Genomic DNA, 24,139 nt, shown 5'->3' on the forward strand with positions numbered 1-24,139 from the left:
GTCTAGATGGCACAGTCAGCACAGGCAATGACCCAGGGCAGCGCCGCCGGTGCCATGGGCGGCGGGGGGATGCCGGAGCAGGGCCGGCTCGGGGCACTGATCGCGGAATACCTAGGCCCCAACGCCCTGCGCCAGCTCGGGCTCATCATCGGCCTGGCCGCGGCGGTGGCCGCGGGCGTGGGGCTGTTCCTGTGGGCGCAGGAGCCGGTGCACCGGGCACTGTTCGCCGATCTGCCGGCGGAGGACGTGGCGGCGGTGCAGCAGGCGCTGGACGGCGCCGGCATCCCCTACCGCAACGGCCCCGGCGGCAGCATCGAGGTGCCGGCGGGTCAGCTTGACCAGGCGCGACTGATGCTCGCCGAGCAGGGCCTGCCCAACGCCGGCGGCGTCGGGTTCGAGAGCCTGCGCCAGGACCAGGGCTTCGGCACCAGCCGCTTCATGGAGAACGCCCGCTTCCAGCGTGCCCTGGAGACCGAGCTCGCCCGCACCATTACCAGTCTGGACGCCGTGGGCGAGGCCCGGGTACACCTCGCCATCCCCGAGCGCAGCGTCTTCCTGCGCGACCGCCAGGCCCCCCGCGCCTCGGTGACCGTCGGCCTGCACCAGGGGCGCAGCCTCAGCGACCGCCAGGTCAATGCCATTGCGCAGATGGTCGCGAGCGCGGTGCCGGATCTGGCGCTGGAGAACGTGGCGGTGGTGGACCAGCGCGGCCGCCTGCTCACGGACATGGGCGGCGACGAGGGCATGCAGGGCAGCGGCGAGCAGCTCGCCATGCGCCAGCGCATCGAGGACGCCTACGCCCGCCGCATCCAGGACCTGCTCACCCCGATCGTCGGCGAGGGCAATGTCCGCGCCGAGGTGAGCGCGCGCCTGGACTTCTCCGAGGTGGAGAGCACCGAGGAGATCTACGACCCGGAGAGCCAGGTGCTGCGCAGCGAGCAGACCCAGGAGCAGCGCAGCCAGCGCGGCCAGGGCGCCATGGGCATTCCGGGCGCGCTCACCAATCAGCCTCCGGGGGCCGGAGAGCTGGAGGACCCGGCGGGCGACGCCGCGGCGGCCGGCGAGGCCGGCGCCGAGGAGGAGGGCGAGGCGAGTGAAAGCGAGGTGGTGGACGCCACCTCCAGCGCCACCCGCAACTTCGAGATCAACCGCACGGTGCGCCACGTCCGCACCCCGAGCGGCGGCATCCAGCGCCTCAGCGTCGCGGTGCTCCTGGACCAGCCCACCACCACCAACGAAGAGGGCGAGACCGTCGCCGCCCCCTTCGAGCCCGAGCGCCTGGAGGAGATCACGGCCCTGGTACGCGAGGCGGTGGGCTTCGACGCCGAGCGCGGCGACAGCGTCAACGTCGTCAGTACCGAGTTCCAGCCGCTGGAGGCCCCGGAGCCGGCACCGACGCCGTTCTGGGAGCAGCCCTGGCTGTGGCAGGGCGGCAAGCTGCTGCTCGCCGCCCTGCTCGGCCTCCTGCTCATCGTGATGGTCCTGCGGCCGCTGGTGAACGGTCTCCTCGGCCGCGACCGCCGCAGCCGCGAGCTGGCGGTGGCCCGCCACCAGGCCCGGCAGGAGGGCGAAGAGGGCGCCGAAACCGATCCTAACCGCCAGCTCACCGGCCCGGACTCACAGCCCCGCCAGCTCCCCGGCAGCAGCCGCAACTACGAGGAGCAGCTGCAGGCCGCGCGCGAGGTGGTGAACAAGGAGCCGGCCCTCGCCGCCAACGTGGTGAAGGGCTGGCTGGCACGGGGGGATGCCTGAGGTCATGGCGAAGCTAACGGGCGCCGAGCGCGCCGCCGTATTCCTGATGAGCCTGGGCGAGAACGAGGCCGCGGAGGTGATGAAACACCTCGGACCGCGGGAGGTCCAGCAGCTCGGCGTGGCCATGTCGGCGATGGAGAACGTCACCCGGGACAAGGTGAACGAGGTCATCGGCGACTTCGTGCAGACCGTCGAGGAGCAGACCTCGCTCGGCATCGGCAACACCGACTACGTCCGCTCGGTGCTGGTGAAGGCGCTGGGCGAGGACCGGGCCGGCGGCATCATCGACCGCATCCTCATGGGCGGCAACACCCGCGGCCTCGAGCAGCTGAAGTGGCTCGACCCGAAGACCATCGCCGAGATGATCCGCCTGGAGCATCCGCAGATCATCGCCATCGTCCTCGCCTACCTGGATTCCGATCAGGCCGCCCAGGTGCTGCAGCAGCTCCCGGAGCGCACCCGCCACGACATCGTCATGCGCGTGGCGACGCTGGAGGGCATCCAGCCGGCGGCGCTCAAGGAGCTCGACGAGATCATGGAGCGCCAGTTCTCCGGCAAGCAGCGGATCAAGTCCTCCAGCATCGGCGGCGCCCAGGCCGCCGCCAACATGCTGAACTTCCTGGAGAGCAGCTCCGAGTCCCAGATCATGGAGCAGATCAGCGACATCGACAGCGACCTCGGTGACGAGATCCAGGACCTGATGTTCGTGTTCGAGGACCTGGCCGACGTCGACGACCGCAGCGTGCAGATGCTGCTGCGCGAGATCGGCACCGACGTCCTGGTGATGGCGCTGAAGGGCGCCGACGAGTCGGTGAAGGAGAAGTTCTTCCGCAACGTCTCCAAGCGCGCCGGCGAGATGCTGCGCGACGACCTGGAGGCCAAGGGGCCGGTGCGCGTCAGCGAGGTGGAGAGCGCGCAGAAGGAGATCCTGGCGGTGGCCCGGCGCATGGCGGACGAGGGTCAGATCGCCCTCGGCGGCGGCGGTGAGGACTACGTCTGATGAACCAGGAGCGGGTCATCCCCCGGGAACGGGCGGCCGCGGGCGACGCCTGGGAGCTGCCGGACATGGGCGCCGGCGCCAGGCGCCAGCCCCAGCGTCCGGACGTCAGCGTCGAGGCCCTGGAGCGCATCCAGCGCGACGCCTATCAGGAGGCCTTCGAGCAGGGCCGGCGCGAGGGCTACGAGGCCGGCTTCCGCGAGGGCCGCGATGCCGGTCTGAAGCAGGGCCAGGCCGAGGGCCGGCAGCTCGTGCAGCGCCTCAGGCAGGTGCTCGACGCCACTGCCGAGCCCGCCGCGCAGCTGGACCAGGCGGCCGAGGACGAGCTGGCGGCACTTGCCCTGGCCGCGGCCCGACAGGTCATCCGCCGCGAGATCCAGACCCAGCCCGGCGAGGTGGTGGCGGTGGTGCGCGAGGCCGTGGGCCTGCTGCCGCTGTCGGCCCGGGAGATCACCGTGCGCCTGCACCCGGACGACGCCGCCTTCGTGCGCGAGACCCTGGGCGAGGGCGAGCGCAGCGCCTGGCGGCTGCAGGACGACCCGGCGCTCAGTCGCGGCGGCTGCGTGGTGGAGACGCCGCGCTCGCGCGTGGATGCCAGCCTCGAGCGGCGCCTGAATGCACTCGCGGCCGACCTGCTGGGCGCCCAGGCACGGGTGGAGGACGGCGACGAGGACGAGCCGGGGGACGGGGATGGCTGAGACCGCTGCCGACTGGCCGGAGCGCCTGCGCGCCCGCGGCCGCCGGCTGCGCCGGCCGCAGCTGGTGGTGGAGGGGCAGCTCCGGCGCATGGTGGGGCTGACCCTCGAGGCCGAAGGCTGCGAGGCGGCCGTGGGCTCGCGCTGCGACGTGGTGGCGAGCGACGGCACCACCGTGGAGGCCGAGGTGGTCGGCTTCGCCGGCGAAAGCCTCTATCTCATGCCCGCCGGCCCGCTGCATGGCATCACCCCCAACGCCCGCGTCATTCCCCGGGGCGGCGTCAGCCGCGCGCGGGTGGGGGAAGGCCTGCTCGGGCGCATCCTCGACGGCGGCGGCCATCCGCTGGACGGCGAGCCGCTGCCCGAGCTGGAGGACGAGGCCCCGCTCACCGGCCGCGAGATCAACCCGCTGCTGCGCGCCCCCATCCGCGAGCCGCTCGATGTCGGCATCCGCGCCATCAATGCCCTGCTCACCGTGGGCCAGGGCCAGCGCATGGGGCTGTTCGCAGGCTCCGGTGTCGGCAAGAGCGTGCTGCTCGGGATGATGACCCGCTACACCGCCGCGGATGTGGTGGTGGTGGGGCTGATCGGCGAGCGTGGCCGCGAGGTCAAGGAGTTCATCGAGAACATCCTCGCCGAGGAGGGCCGCCGGCGGGCCGCCGTGGTGGCGGCCCCCGCGGACGCCTCGCCGCTGATGCGCCTGCACGGCGCCATGCTCGCCACCAGCATCGCCGAGTACTTCCGCGACCGCGGCCAGCGCGTGCTGCTGCTGATGGACTCCCTCACCCGCTATGCCCAGGCCCAGCGCGAGATCGGGCTGGCCATCGGCGAGCCGCCCACCACCAAGGGCTATCCGCCCTCGGTGTTCGCGCGCCTGCCGCATCTGGTGGAGCGCGCCGGCAACGGCCGTGACGGCGGCGGCTCGATCACGGCGTTCTACACAGTGCTCACCGAGGGCGACGACCAGAACGACCCGGTGGCCGACGCCGCGCGGGCCATCCTCGACGGTCACGTTGTGCTTTCGCGGCGCCTCGCCGAGGCGGGCCACTACCCCGCCATCGACATCGAGGCCTCGGCGAGCCGGGCCATGCTCAACATCACCGACGCCCGCCAGCAGGCGGCGAGCCAGCGCTTCCGCGAGCTCTACAGCGCCTACCGCCAGAACGAGGACCTGATCAACGTCGGCGCCTACCGCAGCGGCAGCGACCCGCGGGTCGACGAGGCCATCGCCTGTCAGGACGACATGCGCAGCTTCCTGCGCCAGGACGTCAGCGAGGCGGTCGGTTTCCAGGACAGCGTCCGGGGCCTCGTGGACCTGATGGGCACCGGCAGCAGCGAGGTGGCGGGGCGATGAGCCCGCAGCGCGATGCCGGCCGGCGTAGGTCGTGCGCGCCTCCGGTGCGTGCGACGTACGGCGTGCGTGCCGGGATGTCGCACACGGCTGCGCCGTGCACGACCTACGGCGCTGATCACACCGCATTCCCAGAGGAGGCTCCATGAGCACCCGCTCCACCCGCATGGAGCCCGTGCGCCGGGTGGCCGACCAGCGTGCCCAGGAGGCGGCGAAGCGCCTGGCCGAGCGTCAGGAGGCGCTGGAGCAGGAGCGCGAGCGCCTGGAGCAGCTCGGTGCCTTCCGCCGCGAGTACGAGCAGAAGCTCGCCTTCGCCGGCCAGAACGGCATCGATGCCTACCGCCTGCGGGACTACAACGCCTTCCTCGGCCGCATCGACCAGGCCATCGCCCAGCAGCGCGAGCAGCTGCACAGGATCGAGGCGGAGGCGGAGAAGCTGCGCGAGCACTGGCTGGCCGAGTGGGGCAACGCCAGGGCCCTGGAGCAGCTCGTCGAGCGCTACCGCGCCCATGAGCGCCGCGACGCCGAGGCCCGCGAACAGCGCCAGAATGACGAGCTGGCCCGGCAGCGGCGGGGGAGAACGTGAGCGTGCGGCTCGGGGCGACAACCGCAAAGACGCGAAGGACGCAAAGAGTACACAACGGCCGTAGATACTCCCTTGCCGGGTCAAGCCTTCTGCATGTGGTTTCTGCTGAACAGCTGGCTGCTATCGAAGGGCTGCTGTGTTTTGAAGCAGGCCCAGATGCCGGTGAGGTACTTGCGCATGACCGCGCAGATGGCCTGGATGCGCTTTTTGCCGCGGGCGATGAGCGCCTCGTAGAAGGCCTTGGCGTAGGGATCATTTTGGATGGCGACCATGGCCGGCATGAACAGCGCCGCGCGCAGGTAGGCATTGCCGGCCTTGCTGAGCCGTCCGGGTCTGGCGACGCTGGTACCGGATTGGTTGAGGCGCACGTCGAGCCCGGCGTGGCGGGCGACCTGCTTGGCCTTGAGCTGCTCGGGCAGCGTGCAGAGCTCGGCGATGAGCGTGATGGCGCTGACCTCGCCGACGCCGACGGCGGCGGTGAGGGCGCGGAACTGCGCCTGGAGGGTGGCATCGGCGCTAATCAGCTCCAGCGCTGCGGCGCGCAGGCGCTCGATGCGCCGATCGAGCGCGGCGATGCCCTCGCGCTCGTCGTCGATGACCAGCGCCGGCGTGGCCTGCTTGGCGCCGAGGGCGTGGAGGCGGTTCTTCGCCTGGGTGCGCTCGCCGACGAGGCGGTTGACCTGGCGGCCGAGCTCGCGCAGGGCAAGGGCGCTCTCGCGCGGGGGCTGCCACAGGGGCGGGTGCATGCACTCGGCGTAGTCGGCGAGCAGCGCGGCGTCGATGGGATCGGTCTTCGAGCCGGTGAGCTTGAGCTCGGCGAAGTGCTTGAACGCGCGCGGGTTGATCACGCACACGGGCAGCCCCGCCTGGTGCAGCGCGAGGGCGAGATCGAGGAAGTACACGCCGGTGGCCTCGAGCACGATGCGCTCGGGGGCGAGGCGCTGGAGGTGGGCGATGGCGTGGCGATGGCCCTGCGGGGTCTGCTCGAAGCGCTTCGAGGGGCTGTGGCGCCCGGCCTTGCGCGTGACCAGCTCGAAGCTTGCAGCGGCGATATCGACCCCGACGTTGCACATCCTCTTGGCCTCCTGAACGTGACTGAGAGAGACTGGCTACCAGGCTCCCCGACCTCGCAGTTGTTGCCGCTTCGACCTTGTGATGCGAAGTCCAGCACGGCTGGCTTCCGGATACTCCTCGAAGTGGGCAATGAGGCGGGGAGCCGCTCTACGGACGAGGTCAGTCGGCGACTGCCTCCAGGTCGGCGCGGCTTCCCCGGTAACCGGTTCGTGAAGCCCGAAAAGCTTCAAGCGCAGCATACAAGGTCGTGCGCCGCGGAGCGGCGTGCGACGTCCGCGGAGCAGGCCCGGATGTCGCGCACCCCTGCGGCGTGCACGACCTACCGGGAGGGATGGGATTCGCGCGGCGAAGGCGCTCTTTGCGGGCCAACCGTCCCTTTGCGCCCTTGGCGCCTTGGCGGTTGGCTTCCTGATCCCATCCGGGCAGCGCGCCCGGCATGAATGACAGCGAGGACGAACCATGATGTCGAGCAACATCGTTCAGACCCTGGCTCAGCAGCCCGCGGGGCGGGCCGCGCCGGAGGGCAATGCAGGGGGTGACGGGTTTCTGGCGGAGCTGGCGGAAGGCGTGGAGAAGCTCACCGGGGAGAAGGTCTCCGTGGAGCAGCTGCGGGCCTGGCTGGCGGGGGATGCGCCCGACGGGTTTCCGACGCAGGCGCTGATGCAGGGGCTGGCGGAGGGGCTGGGGCAGGAACGGGCGGCGCTCGATGCGGAGGTCCTGGATCCCGAGGCCCTCGCCGGGCTGCTGGCCGAGGGCGAGGACCTGCCCGACGCCGCCCGCGCCGCCGGGGAAGATGGGCAGACCGACATCGCCGGCCTGCTGGGTCTGCTGGCGCTCGCCCGGGAGGGCGATGGCCGCAGCGTCGGGGGCGATCAGCCCCTCGGGCGGCAGCTGGAGGGCGTGCTCGCCCGGCTCCGTCAGGGCGGGGGCGAGGAGGGCCTGCGCGGGGCGCTGGCCGAGGCCCCGCGCGGCGGCGAGTCCGAGCCTGCCGCCGACAGCCGCGCCTTCCGCCAGCTGGTGGAGGCCGCCACCGCCGCCCGGGACGCCCAGAGCTCCACGAGCCGCGCCGACATGCCGACGCTGCAGCCCGTGCGCACGCCGGTGAACCAGCCGGGCTTCAGCCAGGCGGTGGGGGAGAGCGTGCTCTGGATGGCCCGCAACGAGGTCCAGCAGGCCCGCATCCAGCTCAACCCGCCCGGGCTCGGGCCGCTGGAGGTGAGCCTGCAGCTCGGCGAGGAGCGCGCCAGCGTGCACTTCAATGCCCATCACGCCGCCACCCGCGAGGCGCTGGCCGCGGACATGCCGCGCCTGCGCACGATGCTCGCCGAGGGCGGGTTCGAGAACGTGGACGTCAATGTTTCGTCGCAGGAGCGGGGGACCGACGGCCGTGCGGGCACGGACAGCGACGGTTCCCAGGCGGGCGGCACCTTCCGCGGCCAGGCCGCCGAGGGCGAGGGCGGCGAGCTCGGCGTGCAGGACATCGCCGGCCACGCCAGCGGACGGGGGCTGGTGGATCATTACGTCTGATCGCTTGGGCACCGCGCCACGATGCGCCGAGGCGCTCCCGGTCGGGACCGGGGGCGTCGCACACGGCTTCGCCATGCACGACCTACCTCCTCCCTCGTTTCGCGCCCTTCGCGGCTTGGCGGTTAATCCTCGCCTCAGATGACTTCGGTCGGGAACCGCCGAAGGCGGTACCCGACACGCCGGCAGGCGTACGCGCCCAGCGGTAGTGTCCGCGCTTCGCGCGGCTGTCGGCGAGCGCGGCGCGCTTGCCGACCTACTGGCCATTGTCTTCGTTGTGTTTCGTGGTGTCCGTTGTGTCGTTGTGTTGACCTTCCGCCGTCCCGGTAGGGAACGTCGCACACGGCTTCGCCGTGCATGACCTACCTCCTTCTTCGCGCCCTGGTGGTCAATCCCCGCCTCCGGACTGGCACGCTAATCGCATAGGGATTCCTGTCGATGCAGGGGATAGCGATCCCCGCAAGAACAGGAGCCCAGCCGATGCCGAATCCTTCGCCTCGCCGTCAGCGTGGCCTCTCCACCCTGGTGCTGGTGATCCTCATCGCCGCGCTGCTGCTCGCCATCACCGGCGGCACGCTGGCGACGCTGTACTTTGCCGGGCTGCTCGGGGGCGGCGGCGAGGAGGCCGCGGAGATGGCGGACGGCGAGCCCGAGCCCGAGCCGCCGAAGCCGCCGATCTACCTGCCGGTGGAGCCGGCGCTGATCACGCACTTCGAGGACGATGGCCGCAGCCGCTACCTGCAGGTGGGCATTCAGCTGATGGCCCGCGAGCAGCCGGCCATCGACGTCGCCCGGCAGCACCTGCCGAAGATCCGCAACGACCTGCTCATGCTCATGTCCGGCCAGGAAGCCGACGAGCTGCAGGGTCCGGACGGCCGCCAGCGCCTGCGCGAGGCGGCGCTGGCCGAGGTGAACGAGGTGCTGGCCGAGGCCGGCGCGGACGAGCGCCTCGAGGACCTTTACTTCACCGAATTCGTGATGCAGTAGCCATGGCCCAGCAGGACATCCTCAGCCAGGACGAGATCGACGCGCTGCTGCACGGCATCGACGGCGGCGAGGTCGGCGAGGGCGATGACGACACCCCGAAAGAGGGTGTCCAGAGCTTCGATTTCCAGAGCCAGGACCGCATCGTGCGCGGGCGCATGCCCACGCTCGAGATGATCAACGAGCGTTTCGCACGTCTGTTCCGCATCGGGCTGTTCAACATGCTGCGCAAGGCGCCGGAGGTGTCGGTGGCCGGCGTGGAGATGATGAAGTTCTCGGAGTACGTGCACACGCTGTTCGTGCCCACCAGCCTGAACATGGTCAAGATCCAGCCCCTGCGCGGCACCGCGCTCTGCGTGCTGGACCCGAAGCTCGTGTTCATCGTCGTCGACAACTTCTTCGGCGGCGACGGGCGCTACTTCACCAAGATCGAGGGCCGCGAGTTCACTGCCACCGAGAGCCGGGTGATCCGCATGGTGGTGGACCAGGCCTTCGAGCACCTGCAGGACGCCTGGAATCCCGTGCTGCCGGTGGAGTTCGAGTACCAGAACATGGAGGTCAACCCGCAGTTCGCGAACATCGTCTCGCCGAGCGAGGTGGTGGCGGTCTCCAAGTTCCACGTCGAGCTGGACGGCGGCGGCGGCGAGTTCCACGTCACCATCCCCTACACGATGATCGAGCCCATTCGCGACATCCTCGACGCCGGCGTGCAGAGCGACCGCAACGAGGTGGACGAGCGCTGGAGCCGCTCCCTGCGCGACGAGATGAAGACCGCGGAGGTGGAGCTCTCGAGCATGCTGACCCACGTGCGCATCGGGCTGCGGGAGCTCACCCGCCTCAAGCCCGGCGACGTCATCCCCATCGAGATGCCCGAGCTGGTGAGCCTGCAGGCCGAAGGCGTGCCGGTGATGCGCGGGCGCCTCGGGCAGGCCAACGGCAACGTGGCCATCAAGATCGTCGAGCAGATCCGCGCCCCGGAGCGCGAGAGCCTGGCCAAGCTGAGGAAGGACTGATGAGCGAAGACGAGCGCAACGACGACCAGGACGCCCTGGGTGACGACTGGGAGGCGGCCCTCGCCGAGCAGCAGAGCGAGGACGACGGCGCCGAGGCAGAGTCCGGCAAGGCCGGTGCCGGGCGCGAGCGCCCCGCCAGCGGCGCCGCCGAGCGCGGCGCGCAGGGCAACGGCGGCGACCGGGACGGCGCGAGGGGCAATGGCAGGGATCGCCGCGGAGCCGACGCCGAGCCGGCGGATCTGGACGATCTCGAGCCCGAGGGCCGCGCGCCGGCGGACGAGGACGTCAACCTGGATGTCATCCTCGACATCCCGGTGACGCTGTCCATGGAGATCGGCCGCACCCGCATCAACATCCGCAACCTGCTGCAGCTCAACCAGGGCTCCGTGGTGGAGCTGGACCGGCTGGCCGGCGAGCCCATGGACGTGCTGGTGAACGGCACGCTGGTGGCCCACGGCGAGGTGGTGGTGGTCAACGAGCGCTTCGGCATCCGTCTCACCGACGTGGTGAGCCCGAGCGAGCGGGTGAAGAAGCTGCGATGAGGGCGTCGGCGACCATCCTGCTGCTGCTCGCCCCGGCGCTGGCCGCGGCCCAGGACGGGGGCTCCGGCGTGGACCTGTCCTCGCTGGTGCGCCTCACCCTCGGCCTGGCAGTGGTGGTGCTCGCCATCCTCGGGCTCGGCTGGCTGCTGCGGCGCACCGGCGCCGGCGTCGCCGGCGGCGTGACGGGGCAGCTCCGGCTGCTCGGCGGGCTCTCGGTGGGCAACCGCGAGCGGGTGGTGCTGGTGCAGGTGGGCGGACGGCAGCTGCTGCTCGGCGTCGCCCCCGGGCGGGTGCAGACGTTGCACGTGCTCGAGGAGAACCTGGAGCCGGCACGCGGCGAGTCCGCCGGCGGCGAGGATTTCGCCAGCCGCCTGCGCGGGCTGATGGGGCAGGGCGGGGCGAAGCCATGATCCGCATCCTGCTGATACTCGCCGGGCTCCTGCTGCCGGCCGCGGGTGCTATCGCCCAGGTGGGCGGCATGGAGGCGCTCACCGTGGAGCAGAACGGCGACGGGCAGACCTACAGCATCACGCTGCAGGTGCTGCTGCTGATGACCGTGCTCGCCCTGCTGCCGGCGGGGCTGCTGATGATGACGGCCTTCACCCGCATCATCGTCGTGCTGGCCATCCTGCGCCAGGCCATCGGTACGGCGACCACGCCCTCGAACCAGATCCTCATCGGGCTGGCGCTGTTCCTGACGCTGTTCGTCATGGCGCCGGTGTTCGGCGAGGTCTACGAGCGCGCCGTCACGCCCTATCTTGCCGAGGAGATGCCCGCCGAGGAGGCGGTCCGCACCGCCATCCAGCCCATGCGCGAGTTCATGACCGCCCAGACCCGGGAGCAGGACCTCGCCATGTTCCTGGAGCTCTCCGGCAGGGGCGCCGTGGAGGGGCCCGAGGACGTGCCGCTGTCCGTGCTGGTGCCGGCGTTCGTCACCAGCGAGCTCAAGACCGCCTTCCAGATCGGCTTCATCCTGTTCCTGCCGTTCCTGGTGATCGACCTCGTGGTGGCGAGCACGCTGATGTCCATGGGCATGCTCATGCTCTCGCCCATGATCATCTCGCTGCCCTTCAAGATCATGCTGTTCGTCCTCGTCGACGGCTGGAGCATGGTCCTGGGCACGCTCGCCTCCAGCTTCTTCCCGTCGGCATAGGGAGCGCGACGCCATGTCCCCGGAATTCGCCATCGAGCTCGGTCAGGAGGCGCTTACCGTGGCGGTGCTCATCGCCGCGCCGATCCTGCTCTCGGCGCTGGCCGCGGGCCTGCTCATCGGCATGTTCCAGGCTGCCACCCAGATCAACGAGCAGACGCTGTCCTTCGTGCCCAAGCTCGGCGTCATGGTGGTGACGCTGTTCGTCGGCGCCCCCTGGATGCTGAACGTCCTGCTCGACTTCACCGAGGGCCTGATGGCCAACATCCCGGCCTTCATCGGCCAGTAGCCCCGCGCACCATGCCGCTCAGCCTTACCACCGCGGAGATCAGCGCCTGGGTGGCCGGCTTCATGTGGCCGTTCATCCGGGTGAGCGCGATGATGGCGGCGGCGCCGATCTTCTCCAACGCCAGCGTGCCGGTGAGCATCCGCGTGCTGCTGGCGGTGGGCATCACAGTGGGCATCCTGCCGGCGACGGGGGAGATGCCCCGGCTCGACCCGCTCTCCCTCGAGGCCCTGATGGTGGGCGCGCAGCAGGTGCTCATCGGCGTCGCCATGGGGCTGATGGTCGGCATGACCCTGCAGGTGGTCGTCATCGCCGGCGAGAGCGTGGCGCTCACCATGGGCCTTGGCTTCGCCACCATGGTGGACCCGCAGACCGGCGTCTCCACGCCGGTGGTCTCGCAGTTCCTGCTGATCACGGTGACGCTGCTCTTCCTGGCGGTCGGCGGGCATCTGATGCTCATCCAGCTCACCGCCGAGAGCTTCACGCTCATGCCGGTGAGCACCGAGGGCATCGGCGCCGGGGGCTTCTATCGGGTGGTGGCCTGGGGCAGCGAGATGTTCGCCGGCGCCGTGCTGATGGCCCTGCCGGCGCTGGTGCTGCTGCTGACGCTGAACATGATCATCGGCGTCATGACCCGCGCCGCCCCGCAGATGAACATCTTCTCCGTGGGCTTCCCGCTCACCATCCTCGTCGGCATGGTCAGCCTCGTCGTCCTCCTCCTCCCCGCCATGCCCGGCCGCATGTCCGACCTCTGGCGCGACGCCTTCCTCACCCTGCGTCAGATTCTCGGCGCCTGAGCGGCGGTTCTCCGGCGGTTTGGGAGACAACCGCAAAGGCGCCAAGGGCGCAAAGGGGAGAGTTTGGGTAGGTCGTGCGGGGCGGAGCCGCGTGCGACGTTCCGGGTCCGGGGCCAGGATCAGGCGGCGGGGATTCAACACAACGACACAACGGACACAACGGGGCACAACGGGGAGAGAGGGATTCCGGTAGGTCGGCAAGCGCTCAGCGCTCGCCGACAGCCGCGCGCAGCGCGGCCATCCAGGGGTCGCCTGCCGGCGTGTCGGCGAGCACTGCGTGCTTGCCGACCTACATTTCTCCCCCTCTCCCCGTTGTGCCCCGTTGTGTCCGTTGTGTCGTTGTGTTGCAAAGCGGCGCCCGAAAACGGCATCAGACCGGAACGTCGCACGCGGCGTTGCCGCGCGCGACCTACCCACAACATTTCTCTCAAAACCTTCGCGTCCCCTTTGCGCCCTTCGCGCCTTCGCGTCTGTCCCCCGCGGCGTCCCCCGGTACGACCCTTGCAACAGCCACCCCGGATAACCCGCAAAGGACGCCGCGACCGCGATGGCCGAGGAAAGCGAGAACGGGCAGGAGAAAACCGAAGACCCGACTCCGAAACGGCAACGGGATGCCAAGGAGAAGGGTCAGATCCCGCGCTCCAAGGAGCTCAACACGCTCGCCGTGATGCTCGTGGGGGCGGGGGCGCTGTTCGCGCTCGGGGACTACATGGGCAACCGGGTCGCGGCGATCATGGAGGACGGCCTGCGCCTCGAGCGCGGCATGGTGTTCAACCCCAACGCCCCGCAGGAGATGCTCGCGCTGCTGTTCGGCGAGGGCCTGCTGGCGGTGCTGCCGTTCGCGCTGATCATGCTGGTGATCGCGCTGATCTCGCCCGTGGCGCTGGGCGGCTGGATCTTCTCCGGCAAGGCGATCGCGCCGAAGCTCGAGAAGCTCAACCCGCTCAAGGGCCTGAAGCGCATCTTCGGCCCCCAGGGGCTGATGGAGCTCGCCAAGGCGATCGCCAAGGTGGCGGTGGTGGGTGTGGTCGGCGGGCTCATGCTCTACGCCCAGCGCGAGGGCTTCCGCGACCTCGCCGGCCTCGCCCTGGGGCCGGCACTCGGCAAGGCGGCGGATCTCTTCTTCGGCACCTTCCTGATCCTTTCCGCCTCGCTGATCCTCATCGCGCTGGTGGACGTGCCGTTCCAGATCTGGAACCACACCCAGAAGATCCGCATGACCCACCAGGAGGTAAGGGACGAGTTCAAGGAGACCGAGGGCAAGCCCGAGGTCAAGAGCCGCATCCGCCAGCTCCAGCAGGAGCTCGCCCAGGGGCGGATGATGGAGAACGTGCCCAAGGCCGACGTGGTGGTGACGAACCCCACCCACTTCGCCGTCGCCCTGCGCTACGACCAGCTGAAGATGAAGGCCCCGCGGGTGGTGGCCAAGGGCACCGACCAGGTGGCCCTGCGGATCCGTGAGCTGGCCGCCGAGCACAACGTGCCGCGGTTCGAGGCGCCGATGTTGGCACGGGCCTTGTATCACACCTCCGAGCTGGAGCGGGAAATCCCGGCGGGGCTCTACCTCGCCGTCGCCCAGGTGCTGGCCTACATCTACCAGCTGCGCACGGCGACCCGCGGCCGGCGGCCTGCGCCGCCGAAGCCCGAGATACCGGAGGAATTCATGGCCTACGCCCGCCGCGGCCGCCCTGAGGCCGGCCGATGAACGCGACCATCGCCAGCGGCTGGAACCGCATCGGCATCCTCGGCCTCGGCACGCCCGGGCTGCTCATCGCGCTGCTGGCGATGATGATCCTGCCGCTGCCGCCGCTGGCGCTGGATCTGCTGTTCACCTTCAATATCGTGCTCTCGCTGGTGATCCTGCTGGTGGCGGTGTATGCGTTGCGGCCGCTGGAGTTCGCCGTGTTCCCGACGGTGCTGCTGGTGGCCACGCTGCTGCGCCTGGCGCTCAACGTCGCCTCCACCCGGGTGGTGCTGCTGGAGGGGCATACCGGCACCGACGCCGCCGGCCAGGTGATCGAGTCCTTCGGCGACTTCGTCGTCGGCGGCAACTACGCCGTCGGCCTGGTGGTCTTCGCCATCCTGGTGATCGTCAACTTCGTGGTGGTGACCAAGGGCGCCGGGCGCGTCTCCGAGGTCAGCGCCCGCTTCACCCTGGACGCGCTGCCCGGCAAGCAGATGGCCATCGACGCCGACCTCAACTCCGGGCTCATCGGCCAGGAGGAGGCGCGCACCCGGCGCGCCGAGGTGGCCCAGGAGGCAGACTTCTACGGCTCCATGGACGGCGCGAGCAAGTTCGTCCGCGGCGACGCCATTGCCGGCATCCTGATCCTGCTGATCAACATCATCGGCGGCCTTGCCATCGGCACCATGCAGCACGGCATGGCCATGGGCGATGCCATGCACAACTACACCCTGCTCACCATCGGCGACGGCCTGGTGGCGCAGATCCCCTCGCTGGTGCTCTCCACCGCCACGGCCATCCTGGTCACCCGCGTCTCCGCCTCCCAGGACATGACCGGGGCGGTGAGCGATCAGCTGCTCGGCAACCCCAAGGCGCTGCTCATCACCGGCGGCATCGTGGCGAGCCTCGGCGTCATCCCGGGCATGCCCAACCTTACCTTCCTGCTGCTCGGCGGCCTCTGCCTGGGTGCCGCCTGGTGGCGGCGCCGGCGCCTGCAGCGCGAGGCCGCCGAGCCGGAGGTGCCGGCCCAGCGCCAGGGCGAGGAGACTTCCCCGGAGCAGCGCGAGCTCACCTGGGACGACGTCCCGCCGGTGGACGTCATCGGCCTGGAGGTGGGCTACGGCCTGATCCCGCTGGTGGACCGCCAGCAGGGCGGCCAGCTGCTCACCCGCATCAAGGGCGTGCGCAAGAAGGTCTCCCAGGACCTGGGCTTCCTGGTGCAGTCGGTGCACATCCGCGACAACCTCGACCTCGGCCCCAACAGCTACACCATCAGCGTGCTCGGGGTGCCCGTGGCGGAGGCGGAGGTACAGCCCGGCCGCGAGCTCGCCATCAACCCGGGGACGGTCACCGGCCAGCTCCAGGGCACCCCCACCAGGGATCCGGCCTTCGGCCTGGAGGCGGTGTGGATCGACCCGGGCCGGCGCGACTACGCCCAGACCCTGGGCTACACCGTGGTGGACGCCAGCACCGTGGTGGCCACCCACCTCTCCCAGGTGATCCACGACCACGCCCATCAGCTCCTCGGCCACGACGAGACCCAGAAGCTGCTGGACCTGCTCGCCCAGCAGCAGCCGAAGCTGGTCGAGGAGCTGGTGCCGAACACGCTGCCGCTGTCGGTGGTGGTGAAGGTCCTGCAGACCCTGCTGGAGGAGCGGGTGCCGCTGCGGGACATGCGCACCATCGTGGAGACGCTGGTGAACTTCGGCGGCCGCACCCAGGACCCGGCCCAGCTCACCCAGCACGTGCGCGAGGCCCTCGGGCGCATGATCGTCCAGCACGTCGGGGGACTGTCGAAGGAGCTGCCGGTGATTACCCTGGAGCCCCAGCTGGAACAGCTCTTGCAGGACACGGTTCAGGGGGTCTCCCAGGGCGCCGCCGGCTTCGAGCCGGGGCTCGCGGAGCGGCTGCAGCGCTCCCTGGGCGACAGCGCCCGGCGCCAGGAGATGGCGGGGCAGCCGGCGGTGCTGCTCACCTCGCCGCAGCTGCGCAGCTGGCTCTATCGGCTGACGCGCCACGCGAGCGCCGGGCTGCATGTGCTGGCCTACAACGAGATCCCCGACGACAAGCAGATACGCATCGTGGCCAGCATCGGCCAGCAGCAGGTTTCCGCCCAGGCGGGCTGATCGGACGGGAAGCAACCGCATGAAGATCAAGCGCGTTTTCGCCAGCGACATGCGCCAGGCCATCCGCCTGGTGCGCGAGGAGCACGGCCCGGACGCCGTCATCCTCTCCAGCCGCAACGTCGACGGCGGCGTCGAGGTGATCTCCGCCATCGACTACGACGAGAACGCCGTCCAGGCGGCGGCCCGGCAGGCCCCGGCCGCCACGCCCACCCCCGCGGAGCGCGCCCCGGCCGCCGAGCGCAGCCGCCTGTCCGTGACCGTGGGCGACGACGAGGACGACGGAAAGCCGACGCTATCCTTCGCCGAGGAACCGTCACCGCCGCCGCCCGGCGCCAGCGAGCCGGCGCCCGCGCCCGCCGCGGCGAACCGCATCCAGTGGTCCCAGGAGCCCGCCATGCAGGCCATGCGCGAGGAGCTGCGCACCCTGCGCTCGCTCTTCCAGAGCCAGCTGACGCTGCTGGAGTGGCAGCAGATGGGCCAGCGCAGCCCGGTGCGCGCGGCGCTCCTGCGCCGCCTGCACGGCCTGGGTCTGGGCCCTGACGTCTGCCGCAAGCTCGCCGACCACGTGCGCGAGGGCGACGACCCCGAGCGCGCCTGGAACCAGGCCATGACCACGCTCGCCCGCCATTTGCCGGTCACCGACGACGACATCGTCGAGCGTGGCGGCATCGTCGCCCTGGTGGGGCCGACGGGCGTGGGCAAGACCACCACCGTGGCCAAGCTCGCGGCCCGCTTCGCGCTGCGCCACGGCAAGCGCGACGTGGCGCTGGTGACTACCGACAACTTCCGCATCGGCGGCCAGGACCAGCTGCGCAGCTTCGCGCGCATCGTCGGCGTGCCGGTGCACACGGCGGGCGACGCCGCGGAGCTCGAGCGCGTCCTCGCCGACCTCGCCGACAAGCGCCTGGTGCTGATCGACACCGCCGGCATGAGTCAGCGCGACCTCCGCCTCGGCGAGCAGCTGCAGACCCTGAAGCGCGTCGGCCGCGAGGTGCGTCCCTATCTGGTGCTCTCCGCGGGCACCCAGCTCACCTCCCTCATGGACGCCGTGCGCAGCTTCCGCGCCGTCGGCCCGGCCGCCTGCATCCTCAGCAAGACCGACGAGGCCGGGAGCCTCGGCGGGGCGATCACCGCCGTGCTGCGGGCGCGCCTGCCGGTGGCCTATGTCGCCCACGGCCAGCGCGTGCCCGAGGACCTGCGTCCCGCCCGCAGCGACCGGCTGCTCGCCGACGCCCAGGCGCTGGTCCGCGAGCAGGATTCCCGGGAGGACGAGGAGAGCCTGGCCATTGCGCTGGGCGCGACGGGGGGCGCCGGCGAATGAGCGCAACGGATCAGGCGGCAGGACTCAGAAGAATGTCGAAACCGCGACCGGTCAAGGTGATCGCCGTCACCAGCGGCAAGGGGGGCGTGGGCAAGACCAACGTCTCGGTGAACCTCGCCACCGCGCTGGCGAGCCAGGGCCGGGGGGTGATGCTGCTCGACGCCGACCTCGGCCTCGCCAACGTCGACGTGGTGCTCGGGCTCAGCCCGCGGAAGAACCTCTCCCACGTCATCGACGGCGAGGCGAGCCTGGAAGAGGTGCTGGTGTCGGGCCCGGAGGGAATGCACGTGGTGCCGGCGTCCTCGGGCACCCAGCGCATGGCGGAGCTCAGCCACGCCGAGCACGCCGGGCTCATCCAGAGCTTCAGCGAGCTCAGCCACGACATCGACTACCTCATCGTCGACACCGCCGCCGGCATCTCCGACTCGGTGATGAGCTTCGCCCGGGCGGCCCGCGAAGTGCTGGTGGTGGTCTGCGACGAGCCCTCGTCCATCACCGACGCCTACGCCCTGGTGAAGGTCCTGAACCGCGACCACGACGTGCAGCGCTTCCACATGGTGGCCAACCGGGTGCGCAGCCCGCGCGAGGGCGAGGAGCTGTTCTCCAAGCTCTCGCGGGTGACCACCCGCTTCCTCGACCTTACGCTCGACTACCTCGCCGCCATCCCCGAGGACGACGCCCTGCGCAAGGCAGTGCAGCGCCAGCGCCCGGTGGTGCAGGCCTTCCCCGGCAGCCCGTCCGGGCGGGCGCTCACCGACCTCGCCCGGCGGGTGGACCAGTGGCCCGTGCCGAGCGGGGCCCAGGGGCACCTGGAGTTCTTCGTCGAGCGCGTCATCCAGTACGGCAGCGAACGACAGGGGGTGGTCGGATGAACGGCCATGCCATGTACGAGCAGATGCGCGCCGGCAGCGGCGACGACGTGGTCGTCCGCCACGCGCCGCTGGTCAAGCGCATTGCCCATCACCTCGCGAGCCGCCTGCCCGCCTCGGTGCAGGTGGAGGACCTCATCCAGGCCGGCATGATCGGCCTGCTGGAGGCCGCCCGCCAGTTCGACTCCGGCCAGGGCGCGAGCTTCTCCACCTACGCCGGGATCCGCATCCGCGGCGCCATGCTGGACGAGATCCGTCGCCTGGACTGGACCCCGCGCTCGGTCCACCGCAAGGCCCGGGAGGCGGCCGACGCCATCCGCGAGATCGAGCACCGCACCGGGCGCGAGGCGAAGGACAGCGAGGTTGCGGAGGCGCTCGGCATCGGCCTCGAGGAATACCACCGCATCCTGCAGGACTCGGCCGCTGCCAAGGTGTTCAGCATCGACCAGGACGACAGCGAGGGCGGCGAGCACTGGGAGCCGGCGGGGGATATGCCGCAGCCGGACACGGTGCTCGGCCAGGAGGGTTTCCAGGCGGATCTCGCCGCCGCCATCCGCAAGCTGCCGGAGCGCGAGCAGCTGATCATGCAGCTCTACTACGACGACGAGCTCAACCTCCGCGAGATCGGCGAGGTGCTCGGCGTCACGGAATCACGCATCAGTCAGATCCACGGCCGCATCATGCTAAAGCTGCGCGGGCATCTGGCCGATTGGATGGATAGCTGAATCAGGGGGTAGGCGTGGCACTGGACAAGAACATGAAGATCCTCGTGGTGGACGACTTCTCCACCATGCGCCGGATCATCCGCAACCTGCTGAGGGATCTCGGTTTCGAGAACGTCACCGAGGCCGACGACGGCAACACCGCGCTGCCGAAGCTCAAGGGCGGCGGCTTCGACCTGCTCATCACCGACTGGAACATGCCGGGGATGACCGGCATGGAGCTGCTGGAGGCCGTGCGCGCCGACGACGAGCTCAAGGACCTGCCGGTGCTCATGGTCACCGCCGAGGCCAAGCGCGAGCAGATCGTCGCCGCGGCCCAGGCCGGGGTGAACGGGTATGTGGTCAAGCCCTTCACCGCCGTCACCCTGCGCGAGAAGATCGAGAAGATCTTCGAGCGCATCCAGGCGGCGGGGTGAGCCGTGGCCGAGGAGACGACGCTCAGCATGGATGAGTACCTCGCGCATGCCCGCGAGCTGGTGCGCCAGATCGAGGCCGGCGAGGAGGACGCCGCCCGGGTCACGGTGGAGGCGTTGGCGCGGCTGCGCGAGCGCGAGCTCTTCCGCGAGCTCGGCACGCTCACCCGCGAGCTGCACGAGGCGCTGAAGTCGTTCAAGGTGGATACCCGCCTCGGCGACATCGCGGCCAACGACATCCCCGACGCCCGCGAGCGGCTGAACCACGTCATCGAGCTCACCGAGCAGGCCGCCCACCGCACGCTCACCGCCATCGAGTCTGGCCTGCCGCTGGCCGAGGGGCTGGCCGGCGAGGCGGGGAAGCTCGCCGAGCGCTGGCAGCGCTTCCGCCAGCGCGAGCTCTCGGCGGCGGAGTTCCGGGAGCTCTCCCGGGACATCGAGGCCTATCTCCAGCGCTGCGGCGGCGAGGCGGCGACGCTGCAGGCGCATCTCTCGGACGCGCTCATGGCGCAGGACTATCAGGACATCACCGGGCAGATCATCCGCCGGGTGATCGGCCTGGTGCAGGAGGTGGAGGACGGGCTCGTGGAGCTCGTGCGCATCTCGGGCCACCGCATCGCTGAAGAAACCCCGGCCGCCGCCGATAAGGCGGACGACCAGGAGGCCGACCGGCGCGGGCGCGGACCCGCGATTCCGGGCCAGGAGGGCGACGTCGTCTCCGGCCAGGACGAGGTCGACGACCTGCTCTCCAGCCTCGGCTTCTGACTGCGATTCACGCCTCCGGAGGGGCTGGCATGGACATCGATCCGCAGGACGACATCGTTCAGGACTTCCTGGTGGAGTCCCGGGAGATTCTGGAGTCCCTCGGCGAGCAGCTCGTGGACCTCGAGCAGCAGCCCGAGGACCGGGACCTGCTGAACGCCGTCTTCCGCGGCTTCCACACCATCAAGGGCGGTGCCGGCTTCCTTGCGCTGGACCGGCTGGTGGAGATCTGCCACGTCACCGAGGACATCTTCAATCTCCTGCGCTCGGGGGAGAAGACCGTCGACTCCGAGCTCATGGACGCCGTGCTGCAGGCCCTGGACGTGGTCAACGGCATGTTCACCGCGCTGGAGAATGGCGAGAGTCTCGACGCCGCGCCACCGGAGCTGATGCGCACCCTGCGCCGGCACAACGCCCCGGACGGGGCGGACGACGCAGCCACCGGCGCCGCCGACCCGCCGGCCGCGCCCGCGGCATCCGGCGACGCGCAGGGCGCCGACCCGGCCGAGGGCGATATCAGCGACCGCGAGTTCGAGGCGCTGCTGGACGCCCTGGACGAGCCCGCCGAGGCCATGGAGAAGGTCGCCGAGGCCGCCGGCGAGACGCCGGCGCAGGAGGGCGGCGGCGACGAGATCGACGAGGACGAATTCGAGGCCCTGCTGGACGAGCTCCACGGCCAGGGCCGCCATGCCGGCCGCCCGGCAGCCGCCGCCGACGCGCCAGCCAGCGCCAAACCGCCGGACGCACCGGAGGCTGCCGGGAAGGCGGCTGCAGCGGCGTCCGGCGACGAGCACATCAGCGAGGACGAGTTCGAGGCGCTGCTGGACGAGCTCCACGGCGAGGGCCGCGGCCCCGGTGCCGAGGCCGCCGGCGCCTCCGACGCGGCAGCCGGCTCGCCATCAGCCGCCGATGCTGCGGCGCCGGCTGCCTCACGGGCCAGCGCCGGGCAGGAACCCGACTCGAAGGCCGAGCCGGCGCCCGAGCCCGAGCCGAAGCCTGCGAGCGCGGGCGGCGGCCGGGGCGCCGGGCGCGGTGGCGCTGCGGCCGGCGGCGGCAGCGGCGACCACAAGCCCCAGGGCGGTCAGGCGCCGCGGGGCGAGACCAGCGTGCGCGTGGACACCGCCAAGCTCGACGACATCATGAACCTGGTGGGCGAGCTGGTGCTGGTGCGCAACCGCCTGGCGACGCTGCGCGGCGAGCTGGAGGACGAGCGCCTCGGCAATGCCGTGGGCAACCTGGAGCTCGTGACCTCGGATCTGCAGAACGCGGTGATGAAGACCCGCATGCAGCCGATCAAGAAGGTCTTCGGGCGCTTCCCGCGCGTGGTGCGCGACCTCGCCCGCAGCCTGAAGAAGGAGGTGGCGCTGACCACCCGCGGCGAGGACACCGACCTCGACAAGAACCTGGTGGAGGCGCTGGCGGACCCGCTGGTGCACCTGGTGCGCAACGCGGTGGACCACGGCATGGAGAACCCGGACGAGCGCGTCGCCGCCGGCAAACCGCGGCAGGGGAGCGTGGTGCTCTCCGCCGAGCAGGAGGGTGACCACATCCTGCTCTCCATCGCCGACGACGGCCGCGGCATGGACCCGGAGGCGCTGCGCCAGAAGGTGGTCGACAAGGGCCTGATGGACGCCGAGTCCGCCCGCCGGCTGGATCCGGGCGACTGCTTCAACCTGATCTTCCTGCCCGGGTTCTCCACCAAGGACCAGATCTCCGACGTCTCCGGCCGCGGCGTCGGCATGGACGTGGTCAAGAACAGCATCTCCCGGCTGAACGGCAGCATCGACATCGACTCGAAGCTCGGCGTCGGCACCACCATCCGCATCAAGGTGCCGCTGACGCTGGCAATCCTGCCGACCCTCATGGTCCGCATCCGCGGGCGCAAGTTCGCCCTGCCCATGTCCGTGGTGCGGGAGATCTTCGAGCTGGACCAGGCGCGCACCAACACCGTGGACGGCCGGCTCACGGTGCGCGTGCGCGGCAAGGCCATGCCGCTGTTCTTCCTCGAGCGCTGGCTGCAGCAGATGGGCGCCGGCGCCATGGCCGCGGCGGCGACCCTGGAGGGCAGCGCCGAGAGCGAGCCGGAGCATCAGGTGGTGACCGTGACCATCGGCCACCAGACCGTGGGCTTCGTGGTGGACGAGGTGATCGGCCTGGAGGAGGTGGTGATCAAGCCCCTCGGCGCCATGCTCCATGGCCTGCCCGGGCTGGCCGGCTCCACCATCACCGGCGATGGCCGGATCGCGCTGATCATCGACATCCCGAGCCTGATCAAGCAGTACGGCGGCCGCCTGTAGCCGCCGCCACCGAGACCCGGGGAGGACCGCCTCTTGCCCAGCGTGCGCGCGCTCATCGTCGATGACTCCGGCTTCTTCCGGCGGCGCATCCGCGCCCTGCTGGAGGCGGACCCGGCCATCGAGGTAGTGGGCGAGGCGGCGAACGGGCGCGAGGCGGTGGAGCTGGTGCGCCGGCTGCGCCCGGACGTGGTCACCATGGACATCGAGATGCCGGAGATGGACGGAATCTCGGCGGTGCGCGAGATCATGCGCCGCTGCCCGACGCCGGTGCTCATGTTCTCCTCGCTCACCTACGACGGCGCCAAGCCCACCTTCGACGCCCTCGACGCCGGCGCCGTGGACTTCCTGCCCAAGCGCTTCTCCGACCTCTCCGGCGACGCCGAGCAGGCCCAGCGCCTGCTGCGGGAGCGGGTGAAGCTCGTCGCCCGCCGCGCGCGCCGCGGCCCACCACCGGGCAGCAGCGCCGGCAACGGCCCGGCAGGCGCGGCGCCCTCGCCGCGAACCGGTGCAGCCGGACCCGAGCCCCGCCGCGAATCCCAATCGGCGCCGATGCGCGGCGAGGGCGCCGCTCCTGCCGCCGCGCCACCCGTCCGCCCGCAACGCCCGCCGGAGGTCGCCCCCGGTCGCGTGCAGCTCGTGGTCATCGGCACCTCCACCGGCGGCCCGGTGGCCCTGCAGCGGGTGCTCACTGCGCTGCCGGCGACGTTCCCGTTCCCGCTGCTGCTCATCCAGCACATGCCGGCGAGCTTCACCACCGCCTTCGCCCAGCGGCTCGATCAGATCTGCCAGATTCGCGTGCGCGAGGCGCAGGAGGGCGACCTGCTGCGCCCCGGCACGGCGCTGCTCGCCCCCGGCGGCGTGCAGCTCGGCCTGCGCCGCCAGGGGGCGCTGACCAGCGTGCACCTGTTCGAGGCCGGCGCCGGCCAGTTCTACAAGCCGAGCGTGGACATCGCCTTCGAGGCCGCCGCCGAGGCCTTCCCCGGCCGGGTGCTGGGCGTGGTGCTCACCGGCATGGGCTCCGACGGCGCCCGGGGTGCGGCAACACTGAAGCAGGGCGGCTCGCTGATCTGGGCCCAGGACGAGGCCAGCAGCGTCATCTACGGCATGCCGGGGGCGGTCACCAAGGCCGGGCTCAGCGACAGCGTCCTCGACCTCGACGCCGTCGGCCCCGCGCTCGCGGCCATACGGCACTGA

The 24,139-nt window shown here is 71.0% G+C and carries 23 protein-coding genes; 22 read left to right on the forward strand and 1 reads right to left on the reverse strand.

Annotated elements, in window-relative coordinates; genetic code table 11:
- The first annotated feature begins 6 nt into the window (after positions 1–6).
- The 5 genes from fliF (at position 7) to fliJ (ending at position 5,381) form a co-directional block, all read left to right on the forward strand.
- Complete coding sequence (fliF, locus tag LMH63_RS09100; protein ID WP_109679162.1) at positions 7–1,752, forward strand: flagellar basal-body MS-ring/collar protein FliF; 1,746 nt, start codon at positions 7–9, stop codon at positions 1,750–1,752.
- 4 nt (positions 1,753–1,756) lie between these two features.
- The gene (gene fliG, locus LMH63_RS09105; protein ID WP_199225690.1) at positions 1,757–2,752 is read left to right on the forward strand and encodes a flagellar motor switch protein FliG; all 996 of its coding nucleotides are present in this window, start codon (positions 1,757–1,759) and stop codon (positions 2,750–2,752) included.
- Positions 2,752–3,447 carry a FliH/SctL family protein gene (locus tag LMH63_RS09110; protein WP_109679160.1) on the forward strand — a complete coding sequence of 232 codons (696 nt, stop codon included), beginning with the start codon at positions 2,752–2,754 and terminating at the stop codon, positions 3,445–3,447. Before fliG ends, LMH63_RS09110 begins: the two co-directional genes overlap by 1 nt.
- A complete protein-coding gene (fliI, locus tag LMH63_RS09115; protein ID WP_109679159.1) occupies positions 3,440–4,798 on the forward strand; it encodes a flagellar protein export ATPase FliI in 1,359 nt (452 codons plus the stop codon). The genes LMH63_RS09110 and fliI overlap by 8 nt, the downstream gene beginning before the upstream one ends.
- Positions 4,799–4,940: 142 nt before the next feature.
- The gene (gene fliJ / locus LMH63_RS09120; RefSeq protein ID WP_229332772.1) at positions 4,941–5,381 is read left to right on the forward strand and encodes a flagellar export protein FliJ; all 441 of its coding nucleotides are present in this window, start codon (positions 4,941–4,943) and stop codon (positions 5,379–5,381) included.
- A gap of 80 nt (positions 5,382–5,461) precedes the next feature.
- Here fliJ and LMH63_RS09125 read toward each other — a convergent pair whose 3' ends face one another.
- Complete coding sequence (locus LMH63_RS09125; RefSeq protein WP_229332773.1) at positions 5,462–6,454, reverse strand: IS110 family RNA-guided transposase; 993 nt, start codon at positions 6,452–6,454, stop codon at positions 5,462–5,464.
- A 460-nt stretch (positions 6,455–6,914) separates the two neighbouring features.
- On the opposite strand from LMH63_RS09125, the gene LMH63_RS09130 reads away from it, so the two are divergent.
- The 17 genes from LMH63_RS09130 (at position 6,915) to LMH63_RS09210 (ending at position 24,139) form a co-directional block, all read left to right on the forward strand.
- On the forward strand, positions 6,915–7,982 hold the full coding sequence (locus LMH63_RS09130; RefSeq protein WP_109677708.1) for a flagellar hook-length control protein FliK: 1,068 nt from the start codon (positions 6,915–6,917) through the stop codon (positions 7,980–7,982).
- A 477-nt stretch (positions 7,983–8,459) separates the two neighbouring features.
- Positions 8,460–8,966 carry a flagellar basal body-associated FliL family protein gene (locus tag LMH63_RS09135; protein WP_158280331.1) on the forward strand — a complete coding sequence of 169 codons (507 nt, stop codon included), beginning with the start codon at positions 8,460–8,462 and terminating at the stop codon, positions 8,964–8,966.
- Between the two features lie 2 nt (positions 8,967–8,968).
- A complete protein-coding gene (gene fliM / locus LMH63_RS09140; RefSeq protein ID WP_109677712.1) occupies positions 8,969–9,976 on the forward strand; it encodes a flagellar motor switch protein FliM in 1,008 nt (335 codons plus the stop codon).
- Positions 9,976–10,518: a flagellar motor switch protein FliN gene (gene fliN / locus LMH63_RS09145; protein ID WP_109677714.1), complete on the forward strand. Its 543-nt coding sequence runs from the start codon at positions 9,976–9,978 to the stop codon at positions 10,516–10,518. Before fliM ends, fliN begins: the two co-directional genes overlap by 1 nt.
- On the forward strand, positions 10,515–10,928 hold the full coding sequence (gene fliO / locus LMH63_RS09150; RefSeq protein ID WP_109677716.1) for a flagellar biosynthetic protein FliO: 414 nt from the start codon (positions 10,515–10,517) through the stop codon (positions 10,926–10,928). Before fliN ends, fliO begins: the two co-directional genes overlap by 4 nt.
- Entirely contained in the window at positions 10,925–11,671 is a 747-nt protein-coding gene (fliP, locus tag LMH63_RS09155) for a flagellar type III secretion system pore protein FliP (protein ID WP_109677718.1), read from the forward strand. The genes fliO and fliP overlap by 4 nt, the downstream gene beginning before the upstream one ends.
- 13 nt (positions 11,672–11,684) lie before the next feature.
- Positions 11,685–11,957: a flagellar biosynthesis protein FliQ gene (gene fliQ / locus LMH63_RS09160; protein ID WP_109677720.1), complete on the forward strand. Its 273-nt coding sequence runs from the start codon at positions 11,685–11,687 to the stop codon at positions 11,955–11,957.
- An 11-nt stretch (positions 11,958–11,968) separates the two neighbouring features.
- Positions 11,969–12,751, forward strand: coding sequence for a flagellar biosynthetic protein FliR (fliR, locus tag LMH63_RS09165; RefSeq protein ID WP_109677721.1), 783 nt, complete (start codon positions 11,969–11,971; stop codon positions 12,749–12,751).
- A 547-nt stretch (positions 12,752–13,298) separates the two neighbouring features.
- Positions 13,299–14,456 (forward strand): flagellar biosynthesis protein FlhB, encoded by a 1,158-nt coding sequence (gene flhB, locus LMH63_RS09170; RefSeq protein ID WP_109677723.1) that lies wholly within the window; start codon positions 13,299–13,301, stop codon positions 14,454–14,456.
- A complete protein-coding gene (gene flhA, locus LMH63_RS09175) occupies positions 14,453–16,561 on the forward strand; it encodes a flagellar biosynthesis protein FlhA (RefSeq protein WP_109677725.1) in 2,109 nt (702 codons plus the stop codon). Before flhB ends, flhA begins: the two co-directional genes overlap by 4 nt.
- 19 nt (positions 16,562–16,580) lie before the next feature.
- Positions 16,581–17,882: a flagellar biosynthesis GTPase FlhF gene (flhF, locus tag LMH63_RS09180; RefSeq protein WP_109677727.1), complete on the forward strand. Its 1,302-nt coding sequence runs from the start codon at positions 16,581–16,583 to the stop codon at positions 17,880–17,882.
- 32 nt (positions 17,883–17,914) lie between these two features.
- On the forward strand, positions 17,915–18,754 hold the full coding sequence (locus tag LMH63_RS09185; RefSeq protein ID WP_109677729.1) for a MinD/ParA family protein: 840 nt from the start codon (positions 17,915–17,917) through the stop codon (positions 18,752–18,754).
- Positions 18,751–19,476 carry an RNA polymerase sigma factor FliA gene (locus tag LMH63_RS09190; RefSeq protein WP_109677731.1) on the forward strand — a complete coding sequence of 242 codons (726 nt, stop codon included), beginning with the start codon at positions 18,751–18,753 and terminating at the stop codon, positions 19,474–19,476. The genes LMH63_RS09185 and LMH63_RS09190 overlap by 4 nt, the downstream gene beginning before the upstream one ends.
- 20 nt (positions 19,477–19,496) lie before the next feature.
- The gene (cheY, locus tag LMH63_RS09195) at positions 19,497–19,889 is read left to right on the forward strand and encodes a chemotaxis response regulator CheY (RefSeq protein ID WP_109677944.1); all 393 of its coding nucleotides are present in this window, start codon (positions 19,497–19,499) and stop codon (positions 19,887–19,889) included.
- Between the two features lie 3 nt (positions 19,890–19,892).
- On the forward strand, positions 19,893–20,651 hold the full coding sequence (locus LMH63_RS09200) for a protein phosphatase CheZ (protein ID WP_373317927.1): 759 nt from the start codon (positions 19,893–19,895) through the stop codon (positions 20,649–20,651).
- Positions 20,652–20,680: 29 nt separating this feature from the next.
- Positions 20,681–22,945: a chemotaxis protein CheA gene (locus LMH63_RS09205; RefSeq protein ID WP_109677733.1), complete on the forward strand. Its 2,265-nt coding sequence runs from the start codon at positions 20,681–20,683 to the stop codon at positions 22,943–22,945.
- Positions 22,946–22,978: 33 nt separating this feature from the next.
- Positions 22,979–24,139: a protein-glutamate methylesterase/protein-glutamine glutaminase gene (locus LMH63_RS09210; protein ID WP_109677735.1), complete on the forward strand. Its 1,161-nt coding sequence runs from the start codon at positions 22,979–22,981 to the stop codon at positions 24,137–24,139.

Origin of the sequence: Spiribacter halobius, assembly GCF_020883455.1 — a bacterium.
Taxonomy (GTDB): domain Bacteria; phylum Pseudomonadota; class Gammaproteobacteria; order Nitrococcales; family Nitrococcaceae; genus Sediminicurvatus; species Sediminicurvatus halobius.

Excerpts from the sequence above, each read along its gene's own strand:
- fliF (WP_109679162.1), top strand. The coding sequence starts at position 7 with ATGGCACAGTCAGCACAGGCAATGACCCAGGGCAGCGCCGCCGGTGCC.
- flhA (WP_109677725.1), top strand. The coding sequence starts at position 14,453 with ATGAACGCGACCATCGCCAGCGGCTGGAACCGCATCGGCATCCTCGGC.
- LMH63_RS09130 (WP_109677708.1), top strand. The coding sequence starts at position 6,915 with ATGATGTCGAGCAACATCGTTCAGACCCTGGCTCAGCAGCCCGCGGGG.
- LMH63_RS09205 (WP_109677733.1), top strand. The coding sequence starts at position 20,681 with ATGGACATCGATCCGCAGGACGACATCGTTCAGGACTTCCTGGTGGAG.
- fliG (WP_199225690.1), top strand. The coding sequence starts at position 1,757 with ATGGCGAAGCTAACGGGCGCCGAGCGCGCCGCCGTATTCCTGATGAGC.
- fliQ (WP_109677720.1), top strand. The coding sequence starts at position 11,685 with ATGTCCCCGGAATTCGCCATCGAGCTCGGTCAGGAGGCGCTTACCGTG.
- LMH63_RS09125 (WP_229332773.1), bottom strand. The coding sequence starts at position 6,454 with ATGTGCAACGTCGGGGTCGATATCGCCGCTGCAAGCTTCGAGCTGGTC.
- fliO (WP_109677716.1), top strand. The coding sequence starts at position 10,515 with ATGAGGGCGTCGGCGACCATCCTGCTGCTGCTCGCCCCGGCGCTGGCC.
- fliJ (WP_229332772.1), top strand. The coding sequence starts at position 4,941 with ATGAGCACCCGCTCCACCCGCATGGAGCCCGTGCGCCGGGTGGCCGAC.
- fliI (WP_109679159.1), top strand. The coding sequence starts at position 3,440 with ATGGCTGAGACCGCTGCCGACTGGCCGGAGCGCCTGCGCGCCCGCGGC.
- flhB (WP_109677723.1), top strand. The coding sequence starts at position 13,299 with ATGGCCGAGGAAAGCGAGAACGGGCAGGAGAAAACCGAAGACCCGACT.
- flhF (WP_109677727.1), top strand. The coding sequence starts at position 16,581 with ATGAAGATCAAGCGCGTTTTCGCCAGCGACATGCGCCAGGCCATCCGC.
- LMH63_RS09185 (WP_109677729.1), top strand. The coding sequence starts at position 17,915 with ATGTCGAAACCGCGACCGGTCAAGGTGATCGCCGTCACCAGCGGCAAG.
- LMH63_RS09190 (WP_109677731.1), top strand. The coding sequence starts at position 18,751 with ATGAACGGCCATGCCATGTACGAGCAGATGCGCGCCGGCAGCGGCGAC.
- LMH63_RS09135 (WP_158280331.1), top strand. The coding sequence starts at position 8,460 with ATGCCGAATCCTTCGCCTCGCCGTCAGCGTGGCCTCTCCACCCTGGTG.
- fliN (WP_109677714.1), top strand. The coding sequence starts at position 9,976 with ATGAGCGAAGACGAGCGCAACGACGACCAGGACGCCCTGGGTGACGAC.
- fliM (WP_109677712.1), top strand. The coding sequence starts at position 8,969 with ATGGCCCAGCAGGACATCCTCAGCCAGGACGAGATCGACGCGCTGCTG.
- fliP (WP_109677718.1), top strand. The coding sequence starts at position 10,925 with ATGATCCGCATCCTGCTGATACTCGCCGGGCTCCTGCTGCCGGCCGCG.
- fliR (WP_109677721.1), top strand. The coding sequence starts at position 11,969 with ATGCCGCTCAGCCTTACCACCGCGGAGATCAGCGCCTGGGTGGCCGGC.
- LMH63_RS09110 (WP_109679160.1), top strand. The coding sequence starts at position 2,752 with ATGAACCAGGAGCGGGTCATCCCCCGGGAACGGGCGGCCGCGGGCGAC.